The organism is Pantoea sp. BAV 3049, from assembly GCF_009765445.1.
GTDB lineage: Bacteria > Pseudomonadota > Gammaproteobacteria > Enterobacterales > Enterobacteriaceae > Erwinia.
The window spans coordinates 2,520,224-2,536,971 of sequence record NZ_WHOY01000031.1 but is presented as its reverse complement, the minus strand read 5'-3'; the positions used below and the strand labels follow the sequence as shown (position 1 = coordinate 2,536,971).

The window sequence follows — 16,748 nt, the reverse complement described above, 5'->3', positions numbered from 1 at the left end:
GGGGGCTTTTGCCCCTTGTGTTTTGACCGGCCCGGAGTAATGTTAGCCTCAGTCAGAACCAGGAGAAACTGTATGAAAAAGGTGATAAGCACTCTGTTCGCCTTAACGTTGTTATCACCCGCGCTGGTTTCCGCCCATCCAGGTGGCTGGGGGCCTGGGCCGGGACCAGGTTGGGGACATGGATGGGACCACGGTCCGGGACGGCTCTCTTTCCTGCCGGATGCTGCGGCGGCGGTGATTATCGGCGGCCTGACCTATTACGCGCTGAACGGGAATTACTATCAGCGCCAGAACGACAATACTTATGTTGTGGTTCAGCCACCGGTAGAGCGCGTCAGCGGTGCCATGCGCGCGCTGGACTACAACGGCGAGCGCTTCTACGTACAGGACGGCCACTACTACCGTCGTGACATTGACGGCCGCTATCTTGAAGTGCCGCGCCCGCCGGGGCTGTAGATGAGCATAAAAAAAACGGTCACCCAGGTGACCGTTTTTCTTTAAGCACTGCAATGAAAATTACTGTGCGGCCTGTGGGTCGGTATCGTACTCTTTACAGCTCTGGAAGCCGTAGTTCATTACACGGCCGGTATCACCATAGCTTACGAAGTAAGTCTGCTGTTTACCATCACGCTCTCCCAGAACGTAGGTCTGGCAAGTTCCGCGGGCGTGAACCATGGTAATTTCAGTTGAAGGTGGGCCAGCGATATCACGAACCTGCTGGCGGGTCATGCCCTTTTTAACATCCTGCACAACCGGTTTAGTCACGTAGCTTTCCGCGCGATCATAGGCTGTACAGCCGGATAAAACGGCCAGAGCCACAGCAGCACCAATAAATCCTGTTATCTTCTTCATGATTTTTTTCCTCATTTATTTTCCATATCTGCATAAGCCTGGAACATAAAGGTAGATTAATCAACTTTATGGCAGAGAAAAACTCCTTAAGCGTTTCCCTGAGGCATGCTTATAATGGCTCTTATGAGAATGAACGTTCGCTCTCAGTCCGGAAACCCACACCGCTCCCCGGCGATGAGCAGCCTGCAGAATGGAGGTAAGTATGAATACGTCAGGTGAAGCCCGGGATGCCCGCCATCGCCAGCGGAAAGATGAGATCATTGCCGCTGGCCGTCGCTGTTTTCGCCAGCACGGCTTTCACGGAGCCAGCATGGCACAGCTGGCAGCGGAAGCTCGCCTCAGCGTCGGTCAGATTTACCGCTACTTCACCAGTAAAAACGCGATTATCGAAGAGATGGTCAAGCGCATCATCGACGCCCGGCTGGTCCATATGGAAGAGACCGCCGCCGTCAGCCTGCCAAAAATGCTGGCCTGGCGACACGCGCTGAATGAAGACGATGAAGCGCTGATGATGGAAGTGGCCGCAGAAGCCACCCGCAATCCGATCGTTGCGGCAATGATGATTGAAGCGGATAACCGGATGTTCACGCATGCCTGCCTGAATGTTAAACGAGATCATCCGCAATTCAGCGATGAGCATATCCGCGCCTGCGTGGAAATCCTTGCTGTGCTGACGGAAGGCACATCATGGCGACGCCTGACGCCACAGAAAGCGTCAGCGGAGCGCCTGTACTCCTTATATCAACAGTTCAACGATCTGCTTTTTAAGACAGAGGAAAAATGACACCTGCACATCCCAATCGCCTTGGCTACGCCATCACGCTCGGCCTGCTGGCCGCTCTCGGGCCGCTCTGCATCGATCTCTATCTTCCGGCTCTGCCTTCACTGGCGAAAGAGCTGGATGCCCCCACCGCCACTGCGCAACTCAGCCTGACGGCCGGGCTGGTGGGTCTGGGTTTTGGGCAGTTAATTTTCGGGCCAATGAGTGACAAATATGGCCGTATCCGCCCGCTGCTGATTTCACTGGTGTTGCTGCTGATCGCTTCAGTGGGTTGTGCGCTGGCTCAAGATATCAATCAGTTACTGCTGGCCCGCCTTTTTGAAGGGCTGTCCGGCGCTGGCGGTGCGGTGCTGTCACGCGCCATTGCCCGCGATATGTACAGCGGCCACGATTTAACCCGCTTCTTCGCGTTACTGATGCTGGTGAACGGCCTGGCACCGATTGCTGCACCGGTTATGGGCGGCGCGTTAATGGCCCTGCTCAGCTGGCGTGGCTTATTTATGGTGATCGCTGCCATTGCCGTGCTGCTGTTTATTCTGGCAAAAGTGAAGCTGCATGAGACGCTGCCTGCGGAACGTCGCAGCCAGGGCAGTATTTTCTCCGCCTGGGCCGCGCTGGGCCAGGTGATCAAACACCGGCCGTTTATGGGCTTCTGCCTGACCCAGGGTTTTATGATGTCAGGGATGTTCGCTTACATCGGCGCGTCGCCGTTTGTGCTGCAACAAATCTATGGCCTTTCGCCACAGGCTTTCAGTTTCTGCTTCGCGGCCAATGGCTTCGGTCTGATTCTTGCATCACAAACCAGTGCGCGTCTCAGCCCGGTCTGGGGTGAATATCGCGTGCTGAGAGGCGCGCTGACTATGGCTTTTGTCTCTTCCGCCAGCCTGCTGATCACCGGGCTGAGCGGCGCGGCGCTGCCGTTTGTGCTGGTGGCGCTGTTCTTCAGCGTGGCCAGTAACGGTGCGGTCGGCGTGGCAGCGGCCTCGCTGGCGATGCAAAGCCAGGGCCATCGTGCAGGCAGCGCCTCAGCGGTGCTGGGGGTGACCATGTTTACGTTGGGCGGTATTTCGGTTCCGGTTACCGGCATTGGCGGCACTTCGGTGCTGACCATGACCGCCACCATCTTCGGCTGCTATATGCTGGCAATTGTGATGTTCACTTTGCTGGCGCAAAAACCGAAAACGTCTGATTAATCAGCAAAAGGTGTGCAAACAACCGGATTGAATCTTGTTGTTTCGCGCCTGGCGAGTTAGTTTTAATGCAAATGTTTTCGTCACTGCCCTGCCGGGCAGGCACTGACTTTGAGGAGAGGTAAATGGCTCTGCAACAGGAAATTATCGACGCGCTGGGCGTCAAATCCACCATTGACGTGAAGCAGGAAGTTCGCACCAGCGTTGAGTTTCTGAAGTCCTACCTGAAAACGTATCCGTTTATCAAAACGCTGGTACTCGGCCTGAGCGGCGGCCAGGACTCCACCCTGACCGGCAAACTGAGCCAGACCGCCATCAGCGAACTGCGCGAGGAAACCGGCGACCAGAGCCTGCAATTTATCGCCGTACGCCTGCCGTATGGCGTACAGGCCGATGAGCAGGACTGCCAGGATGCGATTGATTTTATCAAGCCGGACCGCGTGCTGACCGTCAACATCAAAGAAGCCGTGCAGGCCAGTGAGAAGGCTCTGCGCGATGCGGGCATCAGCCTGTCGGATTATATTCGCGGCAATGAAAAAGCCCGTGAACGTATGAAGGCGCAGTACAGCATCGCCGGGATGACCGCTGGCGTGGTGGTGGGCACCGACCACGCAGCCGAAGCGGTGACCGGTTTCTTCACCAAGTATGGCGATGGTGGCACCGACATCAACCCGATCTTCCGCCTGAACAAAGGCCAGGGGAAAAAACTGCTGAAAGAACTGGGCTGCCCTGAGCATCTCTATCTCAAGCATCCTACCGCCGATCTGGAAGATGACCGTCCGGGCCTGCAGGATGAAGTGGCGCTGGGAGTGACTTACGAGATGATCGATCGCTACCTCGAAGGCCAGACCATTGATGCCGCAGCCGCCAAAATTATTGAGGGCTGGTATCTGAAAACGGAGCACAAGCGCCGTCCGCCGATTACCGTTTTCGACAATTTCTGGAAAAAATAACCCCGCAAAGTATCCACGGGCGCTGTTTCAGGCGCCCTTTTTTTTGTCAAAGGGAACACATGGCACTGACACCGCAACGCGCAACGCTGACTGGGCTCTGCGCCATCGTTTTATGGAGCACCACCGTCGGGTTAATCCGCAGCATTTCTGAATCTCTCGGTGCTACCGGCGGCGCGGCGTTGATTTACAGTGCCAGCGCGTTGTTCCTCTGCCTCGCCCGTGGATTGCCGACCTGGCGCAATCTTCCTGGCCGTTATCTGTGGCTGGGCGGCCTGCTGTTTGTCAGCTATGAAATCTGCCTTGCTGTGTCGATCGGGCTGGCCCATAACCGTCCACAGGCGCTTGAGCTGGGGATGATCAATTATCTGTGGCCGAGCCTGACCATCGTTTTCGCCATCCCCCTTAATCGTCAGCACTTTCGCTGGTGGCTGTGGCCGGGCCTGGCGCTGGCGCTGGGCGGGATCGTCTGGGTGCTTAAAGGCGACAGCGTTTGGACGCCGCTGCTATTGTGGCACAACATTATGGATAACCCACTGGCCTATGGCCTGGCATTTTTTGCCGCTTTCGCCTGGGCACTGTATAACAACGTCACCCGCCGGTACGCAGAAGGCCAGAGCGGCGTCACGCTGTTTTTTGTAATCACCGCCGTCGCCCTGTGGGCAAAATTCTTTATTGCCGGCCAGCCACAGCCGATGCAGTTCAGCATCGGCGTGGTGCTGGAAGCGCTGTTTATGGCGGCCTCAACGGCAATCGCCTACTCCGCGTGGAACACCGGCATTCAGCACGGTAATATGACGCTGTTGGCAACGGCTTCTTACTTTACGCCGGTCTTCTCCGCGCTGTTGGCTTCCCTCTGGCTTCAGCTCACGCCGTCATTAAGCTTCTGGCAGGGCGTGGCGATGGTGACGGCAGGCTCGCTGATTTGCTGGCGGGCCACGCGCTGACTGGTTCTTTTGTCTCCACTGCGCGCCTGCTATACTGTACAAGTAACCAGTAAACGGAGTGCAATGTGGTAAGACGTACAGCAAGCCATCGCCTGGCGTTTGAACCGGCGGCGATTTATCAGTATCCCGAGCATCTGCGCCCTTCGCTCGAAGGGCTGCCTTCCCTGCCCGGCGTCTATATTTTTCACGGCGAAAGCGACACTATGCCGCTGTATATCGGCAAGAGTGTGAATATTCGCAGCCGGGTGATGTCCCACTTTCGTACCGCTGACGAAGCCAGAATGCTGCGTCAGGCTCGTCACGTCTCCTTTATTACCACCGCCGGAGAACTGGGCGCACTGCTGCTGGAAGCACAGATGATCAAAAACCAGCAGCCGCTGTTTAATAAGCGCCTGCGCAAAAACCGCCAGCTGTGCTCGTTGCACATCAGCGGGATGAAGCCCGCCGTGGTTTATGCCAAAGAGGTGGATTTCTCCCATACGCTCAATCTGTTTGGCCTCTATTCCAGCCGCCGCTCGGCGCTGGAAACGCTGCAAAAAATCGCCGATGAGCAGCGTCTCTGCCTGGGATTGCTGGGGCTGGAGAATCTCAGCAAGGGCCGTGCATGCTTCAGGTTCAGCCTCGGCCGCTGTGCTGGTGCCTGCTGTGGCCGGGAGTCGGTAGAGGAACATCACCAGCGTTTGCTGGCGGCGCTGGAAAAAGTCCGCGTACAGTGCTGGCCGTGGGAAGGTGCAGTGGGCGTGGTGGAGGAAGGTGCGTTGCAGACGCAAATCCACATCATTAATAACTGGTTCTATCTGGGCTCAGTGACCGATATCGCCTCAGCCAGCGAACTGACCTCAACGCCGCAGGGCTTTGACAGTGATGGTTATAAGATCCTCTGCCGCCCGGTGATCAGCGGTAAATTCCCCATCATCCCGCTGTCCTGAGCGGCAAAATAAAACCGCCGGCGCTGTCCACGGCATCAGGGCCATTGTGAACAACGTCGGCGGTCTCAATTTAGTCTGGCAGCGAAGCGATTAACCTTCTGCAGGGGTCATTTTACCTTCATGACGCGGCTTTTCAGTCAGACGTTTCTCAAAGTTCTGATTGAACTGTTTCTTCTGCTCAGGCGTCAGCACGTTATACATTTTGTTCTGCGTTTCCATCATTTTAAGCGCACGATCCTTACCGTTCGCCGCCATCTGGCTGGCCTGCGCTTCGGCTTTCGCCTGGTCGAAGGAGTCAGAAGCAATAATGCTGTGCATGGTGCGACGCTCTTCCAGCGAAGGACGTTTCATATCCTTGTGTGCATCTTTCATGATGGTACGCATTTGCTGTTTCTGCGCGTCCGTCAGATTCAGACCTTGAAACATTTCGTGTTGCGGACCATGGTGGCGCGGTGGCTTATGCATCATTGGTTTGTCTGCACCGGCCGGTGCTGGGGTGATGTTATCAGCCGCAGCGTGAACGATATTCGCAGCGCCCATAGCCAGAGTCATAGCAACAACAAGAGAAGTGAATTTACGCATAATAGTGTCCTTATCTTTCAGTTCAGTGGCGACGCTATGTCGCGATGTCGGAAACAAGTTTATTGCACTGAACGTCAATTACTCAGAGGGTTGGTAAAACCCTGAAAGCATAAAAGACAAAAACGCGCCAATCATGGAGAGAATGCGAAGATTATGGTGAGGAATTGCAAAAAGATATGAATTTTAAGCGTTTAATGCAGAGATTATGGAGAAGTGTAATATAAGCGACAGTATTGGGGAAGGATAAAGTAAGTACAAAACAGGCTTTCGCCTGGCGGTGAAATAACCATAACGGGTAACGCCAGGCAAAGTACCGTTTAAAATAACTCCCGAGGGAAATAATCTTACGCCATTGAACTGCCGGACGACATCAACCTGCGCCGGTTGCCTCATTATGGGCATTATCTTCCACCAGCATCAATCCTGCCCGCTGGCCCGGTGCCACATTGGGGTTGGGGAACATCACATATTCCCTCGCCTGCTGCACGAAGTATCGCTTTTCGCCATCTTCAGCCAGCAGCTTGCCTTGCGGAAACGCGGTGAAGTTAAGCGTGTCATTACTCATATGCAGCACAAAGGCTCCTGAGAGGCGTGTGATTTGTTGTGAGACGCGATAGCGTAACGGTTCTTCAGCATATTGTGGAAGCGCATCACCAGACAGAATCGCCGCCAGCGCATCCCTGGCCGCCGCAAACTGGCTCAGATCGTTGCTGCCGAAGGGTAAAGCTTTGCCCAGTTCCAGCGTGCAGCTGGCGGCGTTGAAAAGCTGAGAGCTGTAGTGCGTGAACGTGCCGCCCGGTGCGCGATGAAACACCAGCGCTTCCATACCGGCCGCCGCCAGCCAGTGCAAAAAATCTTCCGGCCACGGCGTTTCTCGCAGCGGCATCACGCCAAAGCGGGTATGCCAGGAGCCACGAATGGCAGTGTGTAAATCCAGATGCCAGCGAACTTCATCGCTGCTGCCCGCCTGCCAGAAGGTCTCCATGGCCTGTTCCAGCCGCCAGGCCCGGCGGGCTTCCGGCGAGTCCTCATACTGCTGCCAGCGGCCGCCAAACAGCCGGTTAACGTCGCAGCGCAGGTAGCGTTTGTTTTCTCTCAGAGCCGCCGGGTTGCCGAGGATCACCAGCAGCCGGGGCAGCAATGGGCGCTCACCGGCTAACAGCTGACTGACAAGTTGATTGAGTATTTCTACCGGAGCGGTTTCATTGCCGTGAACGCCGGCAGAGATAACCAGCGCCAGCGATGACGCATTAACCGGGGTCAGTTCGAGGATCCCGTCATCCAGCCACTGCCAGCTCAGTTGGTCGTTGCGGCCTGAAAACTTTGCGGGTGGCTCTCCAGAGAGGGTCTGTTCCAGGAAATCCTGCATGCATTCTCCTTATTATGAATTTCGGCTCCTTCGAAAATGGCAAGGTGCGTCGCACAGTATCACAACGCACTCTTGATTCCGTGTTTACTGTTGAAAGTGGTATACATTCCCTAAGTTTAGCAGCCTGGTGAGTTCGTCCAGCGCTTCCCTTCCTTCAGTCAGCAATTGTGGGTCGGCCAGGTCTTCATGCCGCAGGCGATCGCGGTAGTGTTTTTCCACCCAGCCGTTCAGCGTGGTGAACAGCCGATCGTCCATTATCACCGCAGGATTGACCGCTGCCTGCTGCACCTCGTTAAGCACCACCCGCAGACGCAGACAGGCAGGGCCGCCGCCGTTGAACATGCTTTCACGCAGATCAAAGACCTTCAGCTCATCAATAACCCCGCCGCTTTCCACCAGATCGCACAGGTAACGCCAGACGCCCGGATGCCTGCGTGCCTCTTCCGGCAACACCAGCAGCATTTTCCCGTCTGGTTTGCTGAGCAGCTGGCTGTTGAAGAGATAGGTCGACACCGCATCCGCCACGCTGACGCGGTTGTCCGGCACGACCACTGGCGTGAAGCCGGGTATTTTTTCCCGCAGCGTCGCCAGCAGTTCGGGCTGATGCAAAAACGCCAGTTGATGGCAGAACAGCACCTGCTGGTTGCTGACGGCAATCACATCATTGTGGAAAACGCCCTGATCGATCACCGCCGGGTTTTGCTGGGCAAAGACGGTTTTCTGCGGATCAAGCTGATGCAGGCGGGCAACGGCTTCACTGGCTTCGCGCGTTTGTCTGGCAGGATAGCGTGCAGGAACCAGCCCACTGGCTCGCTCTTCACGACCATAGACGAACAGCTGTACACCCTGTTCACCGTAACCGTTACTGAAACGGTTGTGGTTGGCGGCGCCTTCATCACCAAACATCGCCACCTGCGGCAATGCGTCATGCACGCTGAAATACTCAGCATCGCGGAAAATGGCGCGCAATAAAGCTCCGGTTGTCGGTGCTTCGATTGCCCGGTGGAATTTATTGTTCAGGTTGGCCACGGTGAAATGCACGCGGCCATCAGCGCTGTCCGCCGACGGGGAAACGGTAGCCGCATTGGCTACCCACATCGCCGAGGCGGAACTGGCCGCTGACAGTAATTGCGGTGCCTGGCGAAAGGCTTTTTCCACCACCTGTGCATCTGTGCCAGTAAAACCCGTTTGCCGCAGAGCGGCCACGTTCGGTCGCTCATGCGGCGGGATCACTCCCTGTACGAAACCGGCATCTGCCAGTGCCTTCATTTTCAGCAGACCCTGCTGCGCTGCCAGCCTTGGATTCGACTCCTGATGCTGATTGCGGGTGGATGCCTCATTACCAAACGACAACCCGGCATAGTGGTGAGTCAGCCCGGGCAGTCCGTCAAAATTCGCTTCACGGGCGTTCATTGCTCACCTTCCGACTGGCCGAAGTCCAGACCAGGTGACAACGTCACGGGTAACGACAGATCGGCACTCTCCAGCGAAGCCATCGGCCATGCGCAGTAATCTGCTGCATAGAATGCGCTGGCGCGGTGGTTACCGGAAGCGCCGATGCCGCCAAACGGGGCACTGCTGGCCGCACCGGTCAGCGGTTTGTTCCAGTTGACAATCCCCGCACGCCCCTCAATCAGCAGGCGGTCAAACAGTTCACGCTGGCCGGAAATCAGACCGAGTGACAGACCGTAGCGCGTGGCGTTTGCCAGACGAATGGCCTGGTCGAAATCATCGTAGCGAATGACCGTCAGCAGCGGGCCAAACACCTCTTCATCCGGTACGTTTTTGAGCGTGGTGACATCAATAATGCCGGGAGTGAGAATGGCGCTGTCCCGTACTGGCCAGCGCATCGGCAGCAGCACTTTGCCGCCAGCATCGACCCGCGCCTGCCACTCGCTGAAGATCCGCTCTGCGACCTGCAGCGAAATTACGCTGCCCATAAACGGCTGCGGCTCATCATCCCAGCGACCGGTACGAATTTTTCCTGCAACCTCAGTCAGGCGGGCAAGGAAAGCATCCCCTGTTGCACCACGCTTCACCAGCATCCTGCGGGCGCAGGTACAGCGCTGCCCGGCAGTAATAAATGCGGACTGGATAGCGATGTTCACCGCCGCATCAATATCTTCAGGATCTTCCACAATCAGCGCGTTGTTGCCACCCATCTCCAGCGCCAGCATTTTATCCGGCCGTCCGGCAAACTGCCGGTGCAGCTGGTAACCCGTGCTGGCGCTGCCGGTAAACAACAGGCCGTCAATTTCATGATCCTGCGCCAGTGCCTGGCCGGTATCGCGACCGCCCTGCACCATATTCAGCACGCCACCCGGCAGACCGGCGTGGAGCCACAGCTTTACCACTTTTTCCGCAATGACCGGCGTCAGTTCGCTGGGCTTAAAGACCACCGTGTTGCCCGCCAGCAGCGCAGGAACGATATGCCCGTTCGGCAGATGTCCTGGAAAATTATAGGGACCAAATACCGCCATCACGCCGTGCGGACGGTGGCGCAGCGAGCTGTCAGCGCTCAGGGTTTCCCCCGTACGCGCATGATAAGCCTTTACGGAAATGGCGATTTTGTTGATCATCGCCTGGATTTCCGTCGCCGCTTCCCAGCGTGGTTTACCGGTCTCTTGCGCAATGGTTACCGTCAAATCTTCTTTGTTCTTTTCCAGCAGCGCGGCAAATTTTTCCGCAATCGCCTGGCGCTCAGCAAAAGGACGACGTGCCCAGCGCGGAAACGCGGCGCGGGCCGCTTCGCAGGCGGAAGAAACCTGGCCTTTACTGGCAGCCTTACCCTGCCAAAGCAGCGCTCCGCTGACCGGTTCGAGTTTGTTAAAATTCTCACCGCCGCCGGTCAGCCATTGTCCGTTTATACAATGCGTCATGCTTTTTTCTCCGAACCTGATAATGTCACCACGCGCAGGCGATCACCCTGCCCGCAGCGTAAAATTTTTGCCTGTTCCGGGGTGATAGCCAGGCTTTCTCCCTGTGGATCAACATTGAGCAGCACCACGCGGAAATCGTCATAGCGCTCGTTGCCCACCAGGCATAAAGGAGGATTGCTGTCCTGCTCTGCGCCAATGCTGGCCGGTAACACACGGCTCTTGCGGATCGCCCGCACGCGATCGATATCGCACTCCAGCGTCGGGCCACCGTCGAAGATGTCGACGTAATTGAGATACCTGAATCCCTCCGCTTCCAGAACCGCACGGGCTGGCGAGGTCTGCGGATGGGTTTTGCCAATCACTTCCTGCGCGTCGGGCGACAGATAGTCGATATATAACGGATGCTTCGGCATCAGCTCGGCGATAAAAGATTTCTGCCCGGTGCCGCACAGGTAATCTGCCGCGCTGAAGGACATAGAGAAGAAACGGCTGCCGACACTTTCCCAGAATGGTGAATGGCCTTGTTCATCGATCCAGCCACGCATTTCAGCGACCACCTTCTGCATAAAACGATCGCGAAAGGCGGCCATAAACAGGAAGCGGGACTTCGACAACAGATAACCATTTTTGCCGTGGCGGTAATCCGGGTCGAGGAACAGCGTACAAAGTTCGCTGCTGCCGGTATGATCGTTGCTCAGCGACAACGTCGGCAGCATATTGTAGACGTTCAGCTCTTTTGAGGCGTGAACCTGAGTACCAACGCGGAAGTTGTACCAGGGATCCTGCAACCCCACGGCCACCTCTATGGCGCAGATGCCCACCGCCTGTTGCGTTTCACCGTCTTCCAGTACGAACACGTAACCCTGCTCTGCCCGCGGCAGCACGCCCTGCCAGGTGAGGATTGAGCGATCAATACGCGCGGACAGCGTGGCGCTGTCGGCAGGCAGAGAAGTCAACCCGCCGCCGGTTTTTCCGGCGAGAGCCATCAGTTGAGCAAGATCGTCACGCTCAACAGGACGGATGACCATCATGATCCGGCCCCTTCAATCACGGCGCGGCAGGCTGTTTCAAAGCGGGCCAGGCCCTCTTTTACTTCCTGCTCGCTGATGATCAGCGACGGCGCAAAGCGCACCACGCTGGCCCCGGCAATCAGTACCATCAGCCCTTCACGGGCCGCCGCCTGATTAATCAGTTTGGCCTTGCCGCTGTAGTCTTCATTCAGTACGCAACCGATCAGCAGGCCCAGCCCGCGGATTTCGCTGAACAGATGCAGGCGTTGGTTGATGTCGTTAAGGCCGTCCACAAACCACTGGTGACGTAACGCCACTCCCGCCATCACTTCAGGACGGTTGATCAGCTCCATCACTTTGCCCCCCACCGCGCCAGCCAGCGGGTTACCGCCATAGGTGGTGCCGTGAGTGCCGATATTTAACACGCCAGCCAGTTTTTCCGTGGTCAGCATCGCCGCAATGGGGAAACCACCACCCAGTGCTTTGGCGGTGGTCAGTACGTCCGGCGTCACACCGTAGTGCATGTAGGCATACAGCGATCCGGTACGGCCGACCCCACTCTGCACCTCATCAAAAATCAGCACGGCCTGATGCTTATCACAGAGTTCACGCAGGCCCCGCAGGAAGGCTGGCTCCGCAGGAACCACGCCGCCCTCGCCCTGAATCGGCTCGACAATCACCGCACAGGTCTGGTCATTGATCAGCGCCGCCGCCGAAGCGAGGTCGTTATAGACCGCGTGCAGAATACCGCCCGGCAATGGCGCAAAATCTTTTGAATAAGCCGGTTGTCCGCCTGCTGACACGGTAAACAGCGTGCGTCCGTGGAAGGCATTTTTAAACGCCACAATCCCGCTCTTCTGATCACCGGCAGCATCATGTGCGGCTTTACGGGCCAGCTTGAGCGCGGCTTCGTTAGCTTCCGCCCCAGAGTTACAGAAAAACACCCGGTCGGCGAAGGTGGCATCAATCAGCTGCTTCGCCAGGCGCAGGATCGGTTCATTGGTGTAGCCATTACCGGTGTGCCAGAGCAGCGCTGCCTGCTGTTGCAATGCCTGCTGAAGGTCAGGATGAGCATGCCCCAACGCATTAACCGCGATGCCGCCCGCAAAGTCGATGTAAGAGTTGCCCTGCTGATCCCACAGCGTGGAGCCTTCCGCCCGCACCGGCACAAAGCTGGCCGGAGAATAGGTTGGAACGATCCACTGATCAAAATTCTGGCGAGTAACTTCTGGTTGCATGACGACCCCGTTAGTCCTGCCCGCTGGCAGGTAATCAATAAGTTGATAAGGTGTTAATAAAAAGATTCATTACGCCTCCACTGTAAATTGCACGGTTCGTGCCAGCCAGCGATAAAATTGCATAAACCAGTTCTTAACACCTAATATCAACAAGTTAGACACTCTCACTATTCACTTAAAATGCATAAAAAGTGAATAACATCGTGAGCCGGGCGTGTTTGCCGAATAAAAAAGAGAAGAATTATGCAATGGGAAAATAAAATATCGCTTTTGTGATCGCTCCTGAAATTTGGCCGCAAAAAGAGGCATTTAGCGCACCTTTTTGGCGCGCCACGCACCGATAAAGAGCAAAGAGGCCTGAAGCAAACTCCGCAAAAGATGTTGCAGACTTCAATTCTGAGAGGAAATGTCACTGCGCCTGAGGAGTTAATAGCAGTAGTTACGCGGTGACGGCGATCGCGCCGAACTGTGGTCAACGGCTGCCAAATACGATGCCAACCCGATCTATCGGGCAGCAATGTACGCGGAAATGCGCAACGCCACGGCAATCATAAATTTTTGCCAGCTTTTCAAGCGTGGCTTTCTGGGTAGGGTTATTTTCGTTCTTTTTTGATTATTCCACTGTCTGTTCGCCGTCGGGTCACCGGCTGAACGTGAGCAGCACGACAATGCGACTCATCAGTGCTTATCCTAAACGTTTCTACTGGCTGTATGCAGCCAACCGGTCCCGGGCAAGATTCTTCATTTTCACCTCACACATAATATCGAAATCAGTGAATGATAATGCCCAGTCGTTCAGGGTGTCGTTGAAGTAATAATCCGCATGCGCCCGTAATTTTGTAGCCGGGCCCCCCAGAGCATCCCGGTCCGGGAAGCCCTGCTCAGGGATCAATCCCTCACGTGAGATGGAATAGTGCAGAACAGGTCTGACTCCCCGCCATGACTCTTTGATTAACTCAATCCGCGGATCGTCAGGCTGAATAAATGCATTTTCCTTTACCCAGTGATGATGGATATCCAGCACCACCGGGCAGAGTTCTCTGGCCTGCAGAACATCATCCAGCGAGCAGGAAATCTCGTCATTTTCGACGGTCAGCATCAGCCTCGCTTCCGGACTCAGCCGGCCAAAAGCCTCGCTGAAGCCTGCAAATCCGCCTTTGCCATTCATATGAATATTGATTTTGAAATCCTGAAAGGTCCGGCCATAACCCATCAACGTGGCACACAGGGTATGATATTCCACATCTTCCAGCGCCCTTTCCACCACTGTGGGATTGTCTGACGCCAGTACGGAATACTGTCCGGGATGAAAAGAGAGGCGGATATGCTGTGTCCGCGCCAGCTCGCCGCAGCGGGCAAACTGTGGATGGAAATCCTTTAAAAAGGCCCCGAAGAGTTCTCTGGCTTCCGGTACGGTATACAGCGGCAGTAAATCGCTGCCGATTCTGAACATGCGGCGATCTTCCGGCAGCGCGGCCAGTTGCTCCAGCACCTGATAAAGCGCGTTGAGATTGTGTTGGGTGATGTCATGCAGGAGTGCGAACCGCTGGTTGTGACCCAGGCCGAGAAACCGCGTGCGGGTGGTGGCCCTGAAAGGAAAGACCTGTTTCAGGTCTTCACCGAGAAATTTACATGCGAAGCCAGTTTTCATAGTTTCCCCTTTTGCCCTGGTGACTCCAGTCTAACACCTGTGGCAAAAGGAGGCGGCCCCGACTCTCGGTGCAGGAGTGAGAAGTGTGCCACCACCGCGCAGCTCCGTCAGGGTGCCATCAGATCATACTGGTCGGACTGACTATTTTGCAGCGTCACCGGCTGCACCAGCTTCAGGGTGATCCAGTTTGAGGTCACTCGCTGTTGTTTATTGTCCACCAGCGTCACGGACAGGTGATATTCGTTGCTGGCATTCGCCGAGTTATCCCATGCAGGAATAATGATGCTCCAGCCTTGCGCATCCGTTTTACTCGCCGGCGTGGTCAGGCTCAGCGCCTGAGTATCGCCCTGCCAGCTGATATCGGTGATTGAGTTGCTGTTGCGGATCTGTAGCATCAGCGGCAGCGTTTCGCCCGGCTGCACCTGCCACGGCGGCGTGGCGAGGAAAACCGACAGGGTTTTACGCTGGCGGAACTCCATCACCGGTGAGTTATTGCGACTCACCACATCATAACGGCTACCGCTAAGTGAACGGGCGGCCGCAACGTTATCGGCCGACAGCTGTTTACTCAGCGCCACGCCAATCTGGTAATTCATTTTCAGACCAAACTGATCCTGAGTTTCACCAGTATCCGCTGTTTTCCGCGAGGCGGTCACGGTAAACAATGGCACCGGGGTATAGCTGACGCCCAGTTCGACGGCCGACGGATTGGCGCCGTAAGTGCCGCTGTTAAACAGATCAACGTTGTCCCCCAGATACTGCTCATAGCTCAGGGAAACCCCCAGTTGCTGATAAAAAGGCAGGTAGCCCTGGGTGGTAATATCATAGCCACGGGCCATGCGCATTTGCGAGGTGTCAGAACGATTTTTCCAGCCGGAAAGGGGCTGATAATAATTGGCCGAGAAGCGCAGGAAGTGGCTCCAGGCTTCTGCTCCAAGCGAGCCGCGCTGCTGACTGGATTCAAACAGATCGTCGACAAAAGCGTTATAACCCAGCCGCCAGTCCCCTGTCAGCCAGCGCTGGCCCAGTCCGGCATTGCCCACCAGGCCATAATCGGTATGCTGTACGCCCAACTGGCTGAAGGTCAGATAGCGGTAGTTATCCTGCCAGGGCGTCACCAGCTGTGCCGAGGTGCCGTCGAAGTTTCCGCGCGTATCCACCATCAGTGAGAGGCTGGCACGTCCATAGGGAGAGAGCAGCTCTTTGCCCTCGGTTTCCGCCCGTTGCGCCGCCTCATCACGGAAATGGTTAAACGCCCACTGACCCGCTTCATTCCCAAGCGATTTATCGTCATCGCTTTTCATGCTGGCTTCTCCGATACTTCTCATGGCTTCCGCCACACGTTTTTCCAGCGAGGAATCGGACTCAGGGGTGCTGCCAAGCGAGGGTAACTGGCTGGTGAAACGGGCGGGATTGTCAAATGGAGCATCGGCAACGCGGGTGTCCGTTGTCAGTGCCTGCGCAGAGGGCAGACCAACGGTCACCGGCATCAGCAGCGCCAGGCTGCGATAAAGTATGGAAAACGTTTGGACTCTTCTCATAACCTCATTAATTGCCAGCTGGCAAGATGGCATTAGCTTTAAAAATGGAAGATGGCTCACAAATTTGATATGCGACCAGCTTAACACTTTTGCCCGCCCGGGATCATCCCGTAATCCCTGCTATTTAGAGTGCATTCAGATGTAACCCACTGGCGCATCGCGTAATTATCAACCAGACTTTGCCTGCATCCCTTTTAACAGGAAGGTTCCAATGAAGAAAACCCTGCTCTCTGTGGCGCTGCTAATGGGCGTTTCTGCTGCCACCAGCGCAGCGCAGGTGCCCGTGTTCAGCCTGAGTTCGCCTGATTTTAACGATAACGATGTGCTGGCAACAAAGTTTGCCGGTGCGGCGAAAGGCAATCCCAGCTGTACCGGTGAGAACGTCTCACCCGCTTTAGGCTGGACTTCCCCTCCGATCGGCACGAAGAGTTACGCACTGACGATTGTCGACCCGATGGGAGCGAAAGGTCTGGGAGTGAACCACTTTGTGGCTTATAACATTCCGGCGCAGCGTAACAATTTTGCTCAGGGTGAGCTGACGGACGGAAAAGGTTATACCGGCGGCAAAAACAGTCCCGGAACATTCCGTTATTACGGTCCCTGCCCGCCTGCAGGCAGTGGCCAGCATCACTATAACTTCACGCTGATTGCCACCGATCTTCCGGTGAACAGCCTGAAGCCCGGACTGACGCGCGATGAGTTACTCAAACAGCTAAAAGGCCATACGCTGGGTGCGGCCGGACTGATTGGTCGGTTCAGTAACGACTGACGTCAGCGCATAAGCATGCCTGACGTCAGCGTTTGACGGTTTACTTTGATCGGTGGTCGA

The 16,748-nt window shown here is 55.9% G+C and carries 16 protein-coding genes and 1 pseudogene; 8 read left to right on the top strand and 9 right to left on the bottom strand.

Annotation, left to right across the window (positions count from 1 at the left end):
* The first annotated feature begins 72 nt into the window (after positions 1–72).
* On the top strand, positions 73–456 hold the full coding sequence (locus GSQ70_RS12810; protein WP_158782901.1) for a DUF6515 family protein: 384 nt from the start codon (positions 73–75) through the stop codon (positions 454–456).
* A 60-nt stretch (positions 457–516) separates the two neighbouring features.
* On the opposite strand, the gene osmE is transcribed toward GSQ70_RS12810, so the two are convergent.
* Entirely contained in the window at positions 517–852 is a 336-nt protein-coding gene (osmE, locus tag GSQ70_RS12805; RefSeq protein ID WP_158782900.1) for an osmotically-inducible lipoprotein OsmE, read from the bottom strand.
* Positions 853–1,054: 202 nt separating this feature from the next.
* Here osmE and GSQ70_RS12800 point away from each other — a divergent pair, with 202 nt between their 5' ends.
* The 5 genes from GSQ70_RS12800 (at position 1,055) to cho (ending at position 5,649) form a co-directional block, all read left to right on the top strand.
* Positions 1,055–1,636, top strand: coding sequence for a TetR/AcrR family transcriptional regulator (locus GSQ70_RS12800; RefSeq protein ID WP_158782899.1), 582 nt, complete (start codon positions 1,055–1,057; stop codon positions 1,634–1,636).
* Entirely contained in the window at positions 1,633–2,826 is a 1,194-nt protein-coding gene (locus tag GSQ70_RS12795; protein ID WP_158782898.1) for a multidrug effflux MFS transporter, read from the top strand. The genes GSQ70_RS12800 and GSQ70_RS12795 overlap by 4 nt, the downstream gene beginning before the upstream one ends.
* 122 nt (positions 2,827–2,948) lie before the next feature.
* Positions 2,949–3,776: an ammonia-dependent NAD(+) synthetase gene (gene nadE / locus GSQ70_RS12790; RefSeq protein WP_158782897.1), complete on the top strand. Its 828-nt coding sequence runs from the start codon at positions 2,949–2,951 to the stop codon at positions 3,774–3,776.
* Positions 3,777–3,835: 59 nt separating this feature from the next.
* Positions 3,836–4,720 (top strand): aromatic amino acid DMT transporter YddG, encoded by an 885-nt coding sequence (gene yddG / locus GSQ70_RS12785; protein ID WP_158782896.1) that lies wholly within the window; start codon positions 3,836–3,838, stop codon positions 4,718–4,720.
* Between the two features lie 65 nt (positions 4,721–4,785).
* The gene (cho, locus tag GSQ70_RS12780; RefSeq protein ID WP_158782895.1) at positions 4,786–5,649 is read left to right on the top strand and encodes an excinuclease Cho; all 864 of its coding nucleotides are present in this window, start codon (positions 4,786–4,788) and stop codon (positions 5,647–5,649) included.
* A gap of 90 nt (positions 5,650–5,739) precedes the next feature.
* Here cho and spy read toward each other — a convergent pair whose 3' ends face one another.
* The 6 genes from spy to GSQ70_RS12750 all read right to left on the bottom strand — a co-directional run bounded on the left by spy (position 5,740) and on the right by GSQ70_RS12750 (position 12,727).
* Positions 5,740–6,231 (bottom strand): ATP-independent periplasmic protein-refolding chaperone Spy, encoded by a 492-nt coding sequence (spy, locus tag GSQ70_RS12775; protein ID WP_158782894.1) that lies wholly within the window; start codon positions 6,229–6,231, stop codon positions 5,740–5,742.
* A 370-nt stretch (positions 6,232–6,601) separates the two neighbouring features.
* Positions 6,602–7,600, bottom strand: coding sequence for a succinylglutamate desuccinylase (gene astE, locus GSQ70_RS12770; protein ID WP_158782893.1), 999 nt, complete (start codon positions 7,598–7,600; stop codon positions 6,602–6,604).
* 84 nt (positions 7,601–7,684) lie between these two features.
* Positions 7,685–9,013: an N-succinylarginine dihydrolase gene (astB, locus tag GSQ70_RS12765; RefSeq protein WP_158782892.1), complete on the bottom strand. Its 1,329-nt coding sequence runs from the start codon at positions 9,011–9,013 to the stop codon at positions 7,685–7,687.
* Positions 9,010–10,479: a succinylglutamate-semialdehyde dehydrogenase gene (gene astD, locus GSQ70_RS12760; protein WP_158782891.1), complete on the bottom strand. Its 1,470-nt coding sequence runs from the start codon at positions 10,477–10,479 to the stop codon at positions 9,010–9,012. The genes astB and astD overlap by 4 nt, the downstream gene beginning before the upstream one ends.
* Positions 10,476–11,510 (bottom strand): arginine N-succinyltransferase, encoded by a 1,035-nt coding sequence (astA, locus tag GSQ70_RS12755; RefSeq protein ID WP_158782890.1) that lies wholly within the window; start codon positions 11,508–11,510, stop codon positions 10,476–10,478. The genes astD and astA overlap by 4 nt, the downstream gene beginning before the upstream one ends.
* Complete coding sequence (locus tag GSQ70_RS12750; RefSeq protein WP_158782889.1) at positions 11,507–12,727, bottom strand: bifunctional succinylornithine transaminase/acetylornithine transaminase; 1,221 nt, start codon at positions 12,725–12,727, stop codon at positions 11,507–11,509. Before GSQ70_RS12750 ends, astA begins: the two co-directional genes overlap by 4 nt.
* A gap of 454 nt (positions 12,728–13,181) precedes the next feature.
* On the opposite strand from GSQ70_RS12750, the pseudogene GSQ70_RS26405 reads away from it, so the two are divergent.
* A pseudogene (locus GSQ70_RS26405) lies at positions 13,182–13,340 on the top strand (porin); the annotation flags it as partial.
* Between the two features lie 87 nt (positions 13,341–13,427).
* Here GSQ70_RS26405 and GSQ70_RS12740 read toward each other — a convergent pair.
* Positions 13,428–14,378 carry a UV damage endonuclease UvsE gene (locus GSQ70_RS12740; protein ID WP_158782888.1) on the bottom strand — a complete coding sequence of 317 codons (951 nt, stop codon included), beginning with the start codon at positions 14,376–14,378 and terminating at the stop codon, positions 13,428–13,430.
* A gap of 107 nt (positions 14,379–14,485) precedes the next feature.
* Entirely contained in the window at positions 14,486–15,919 is a 1,434-nt protein-coding gene (locus tag GSQ70_RS12735; protein ID WP_233268302.1) for a YchO/YchP family invasin, read from the bottom strand.
* 211 nt (positions 15,920–16,130) lie between these two features.
* On the opposite strand from GSQ70_RS12735, the gene GSQ70_RS12730 reads away from it, so the two are divergent.
* Positions 16,131–16,688 carry a YbhB/YbcL family Raf kinase inhibitor-like protein gene (locus tag GSQ70_RS12730; protein WP_158782886.1) on the top strand — a complete coding sequence of 186 codons (558 nt, stop codon included), beginning with the start codon at positions 16,131–16,133 and terminating at the stop codon, positions 16,686–16,688.
* Positions 16,689–16,748: the final 60 nt, after the last annotated feature.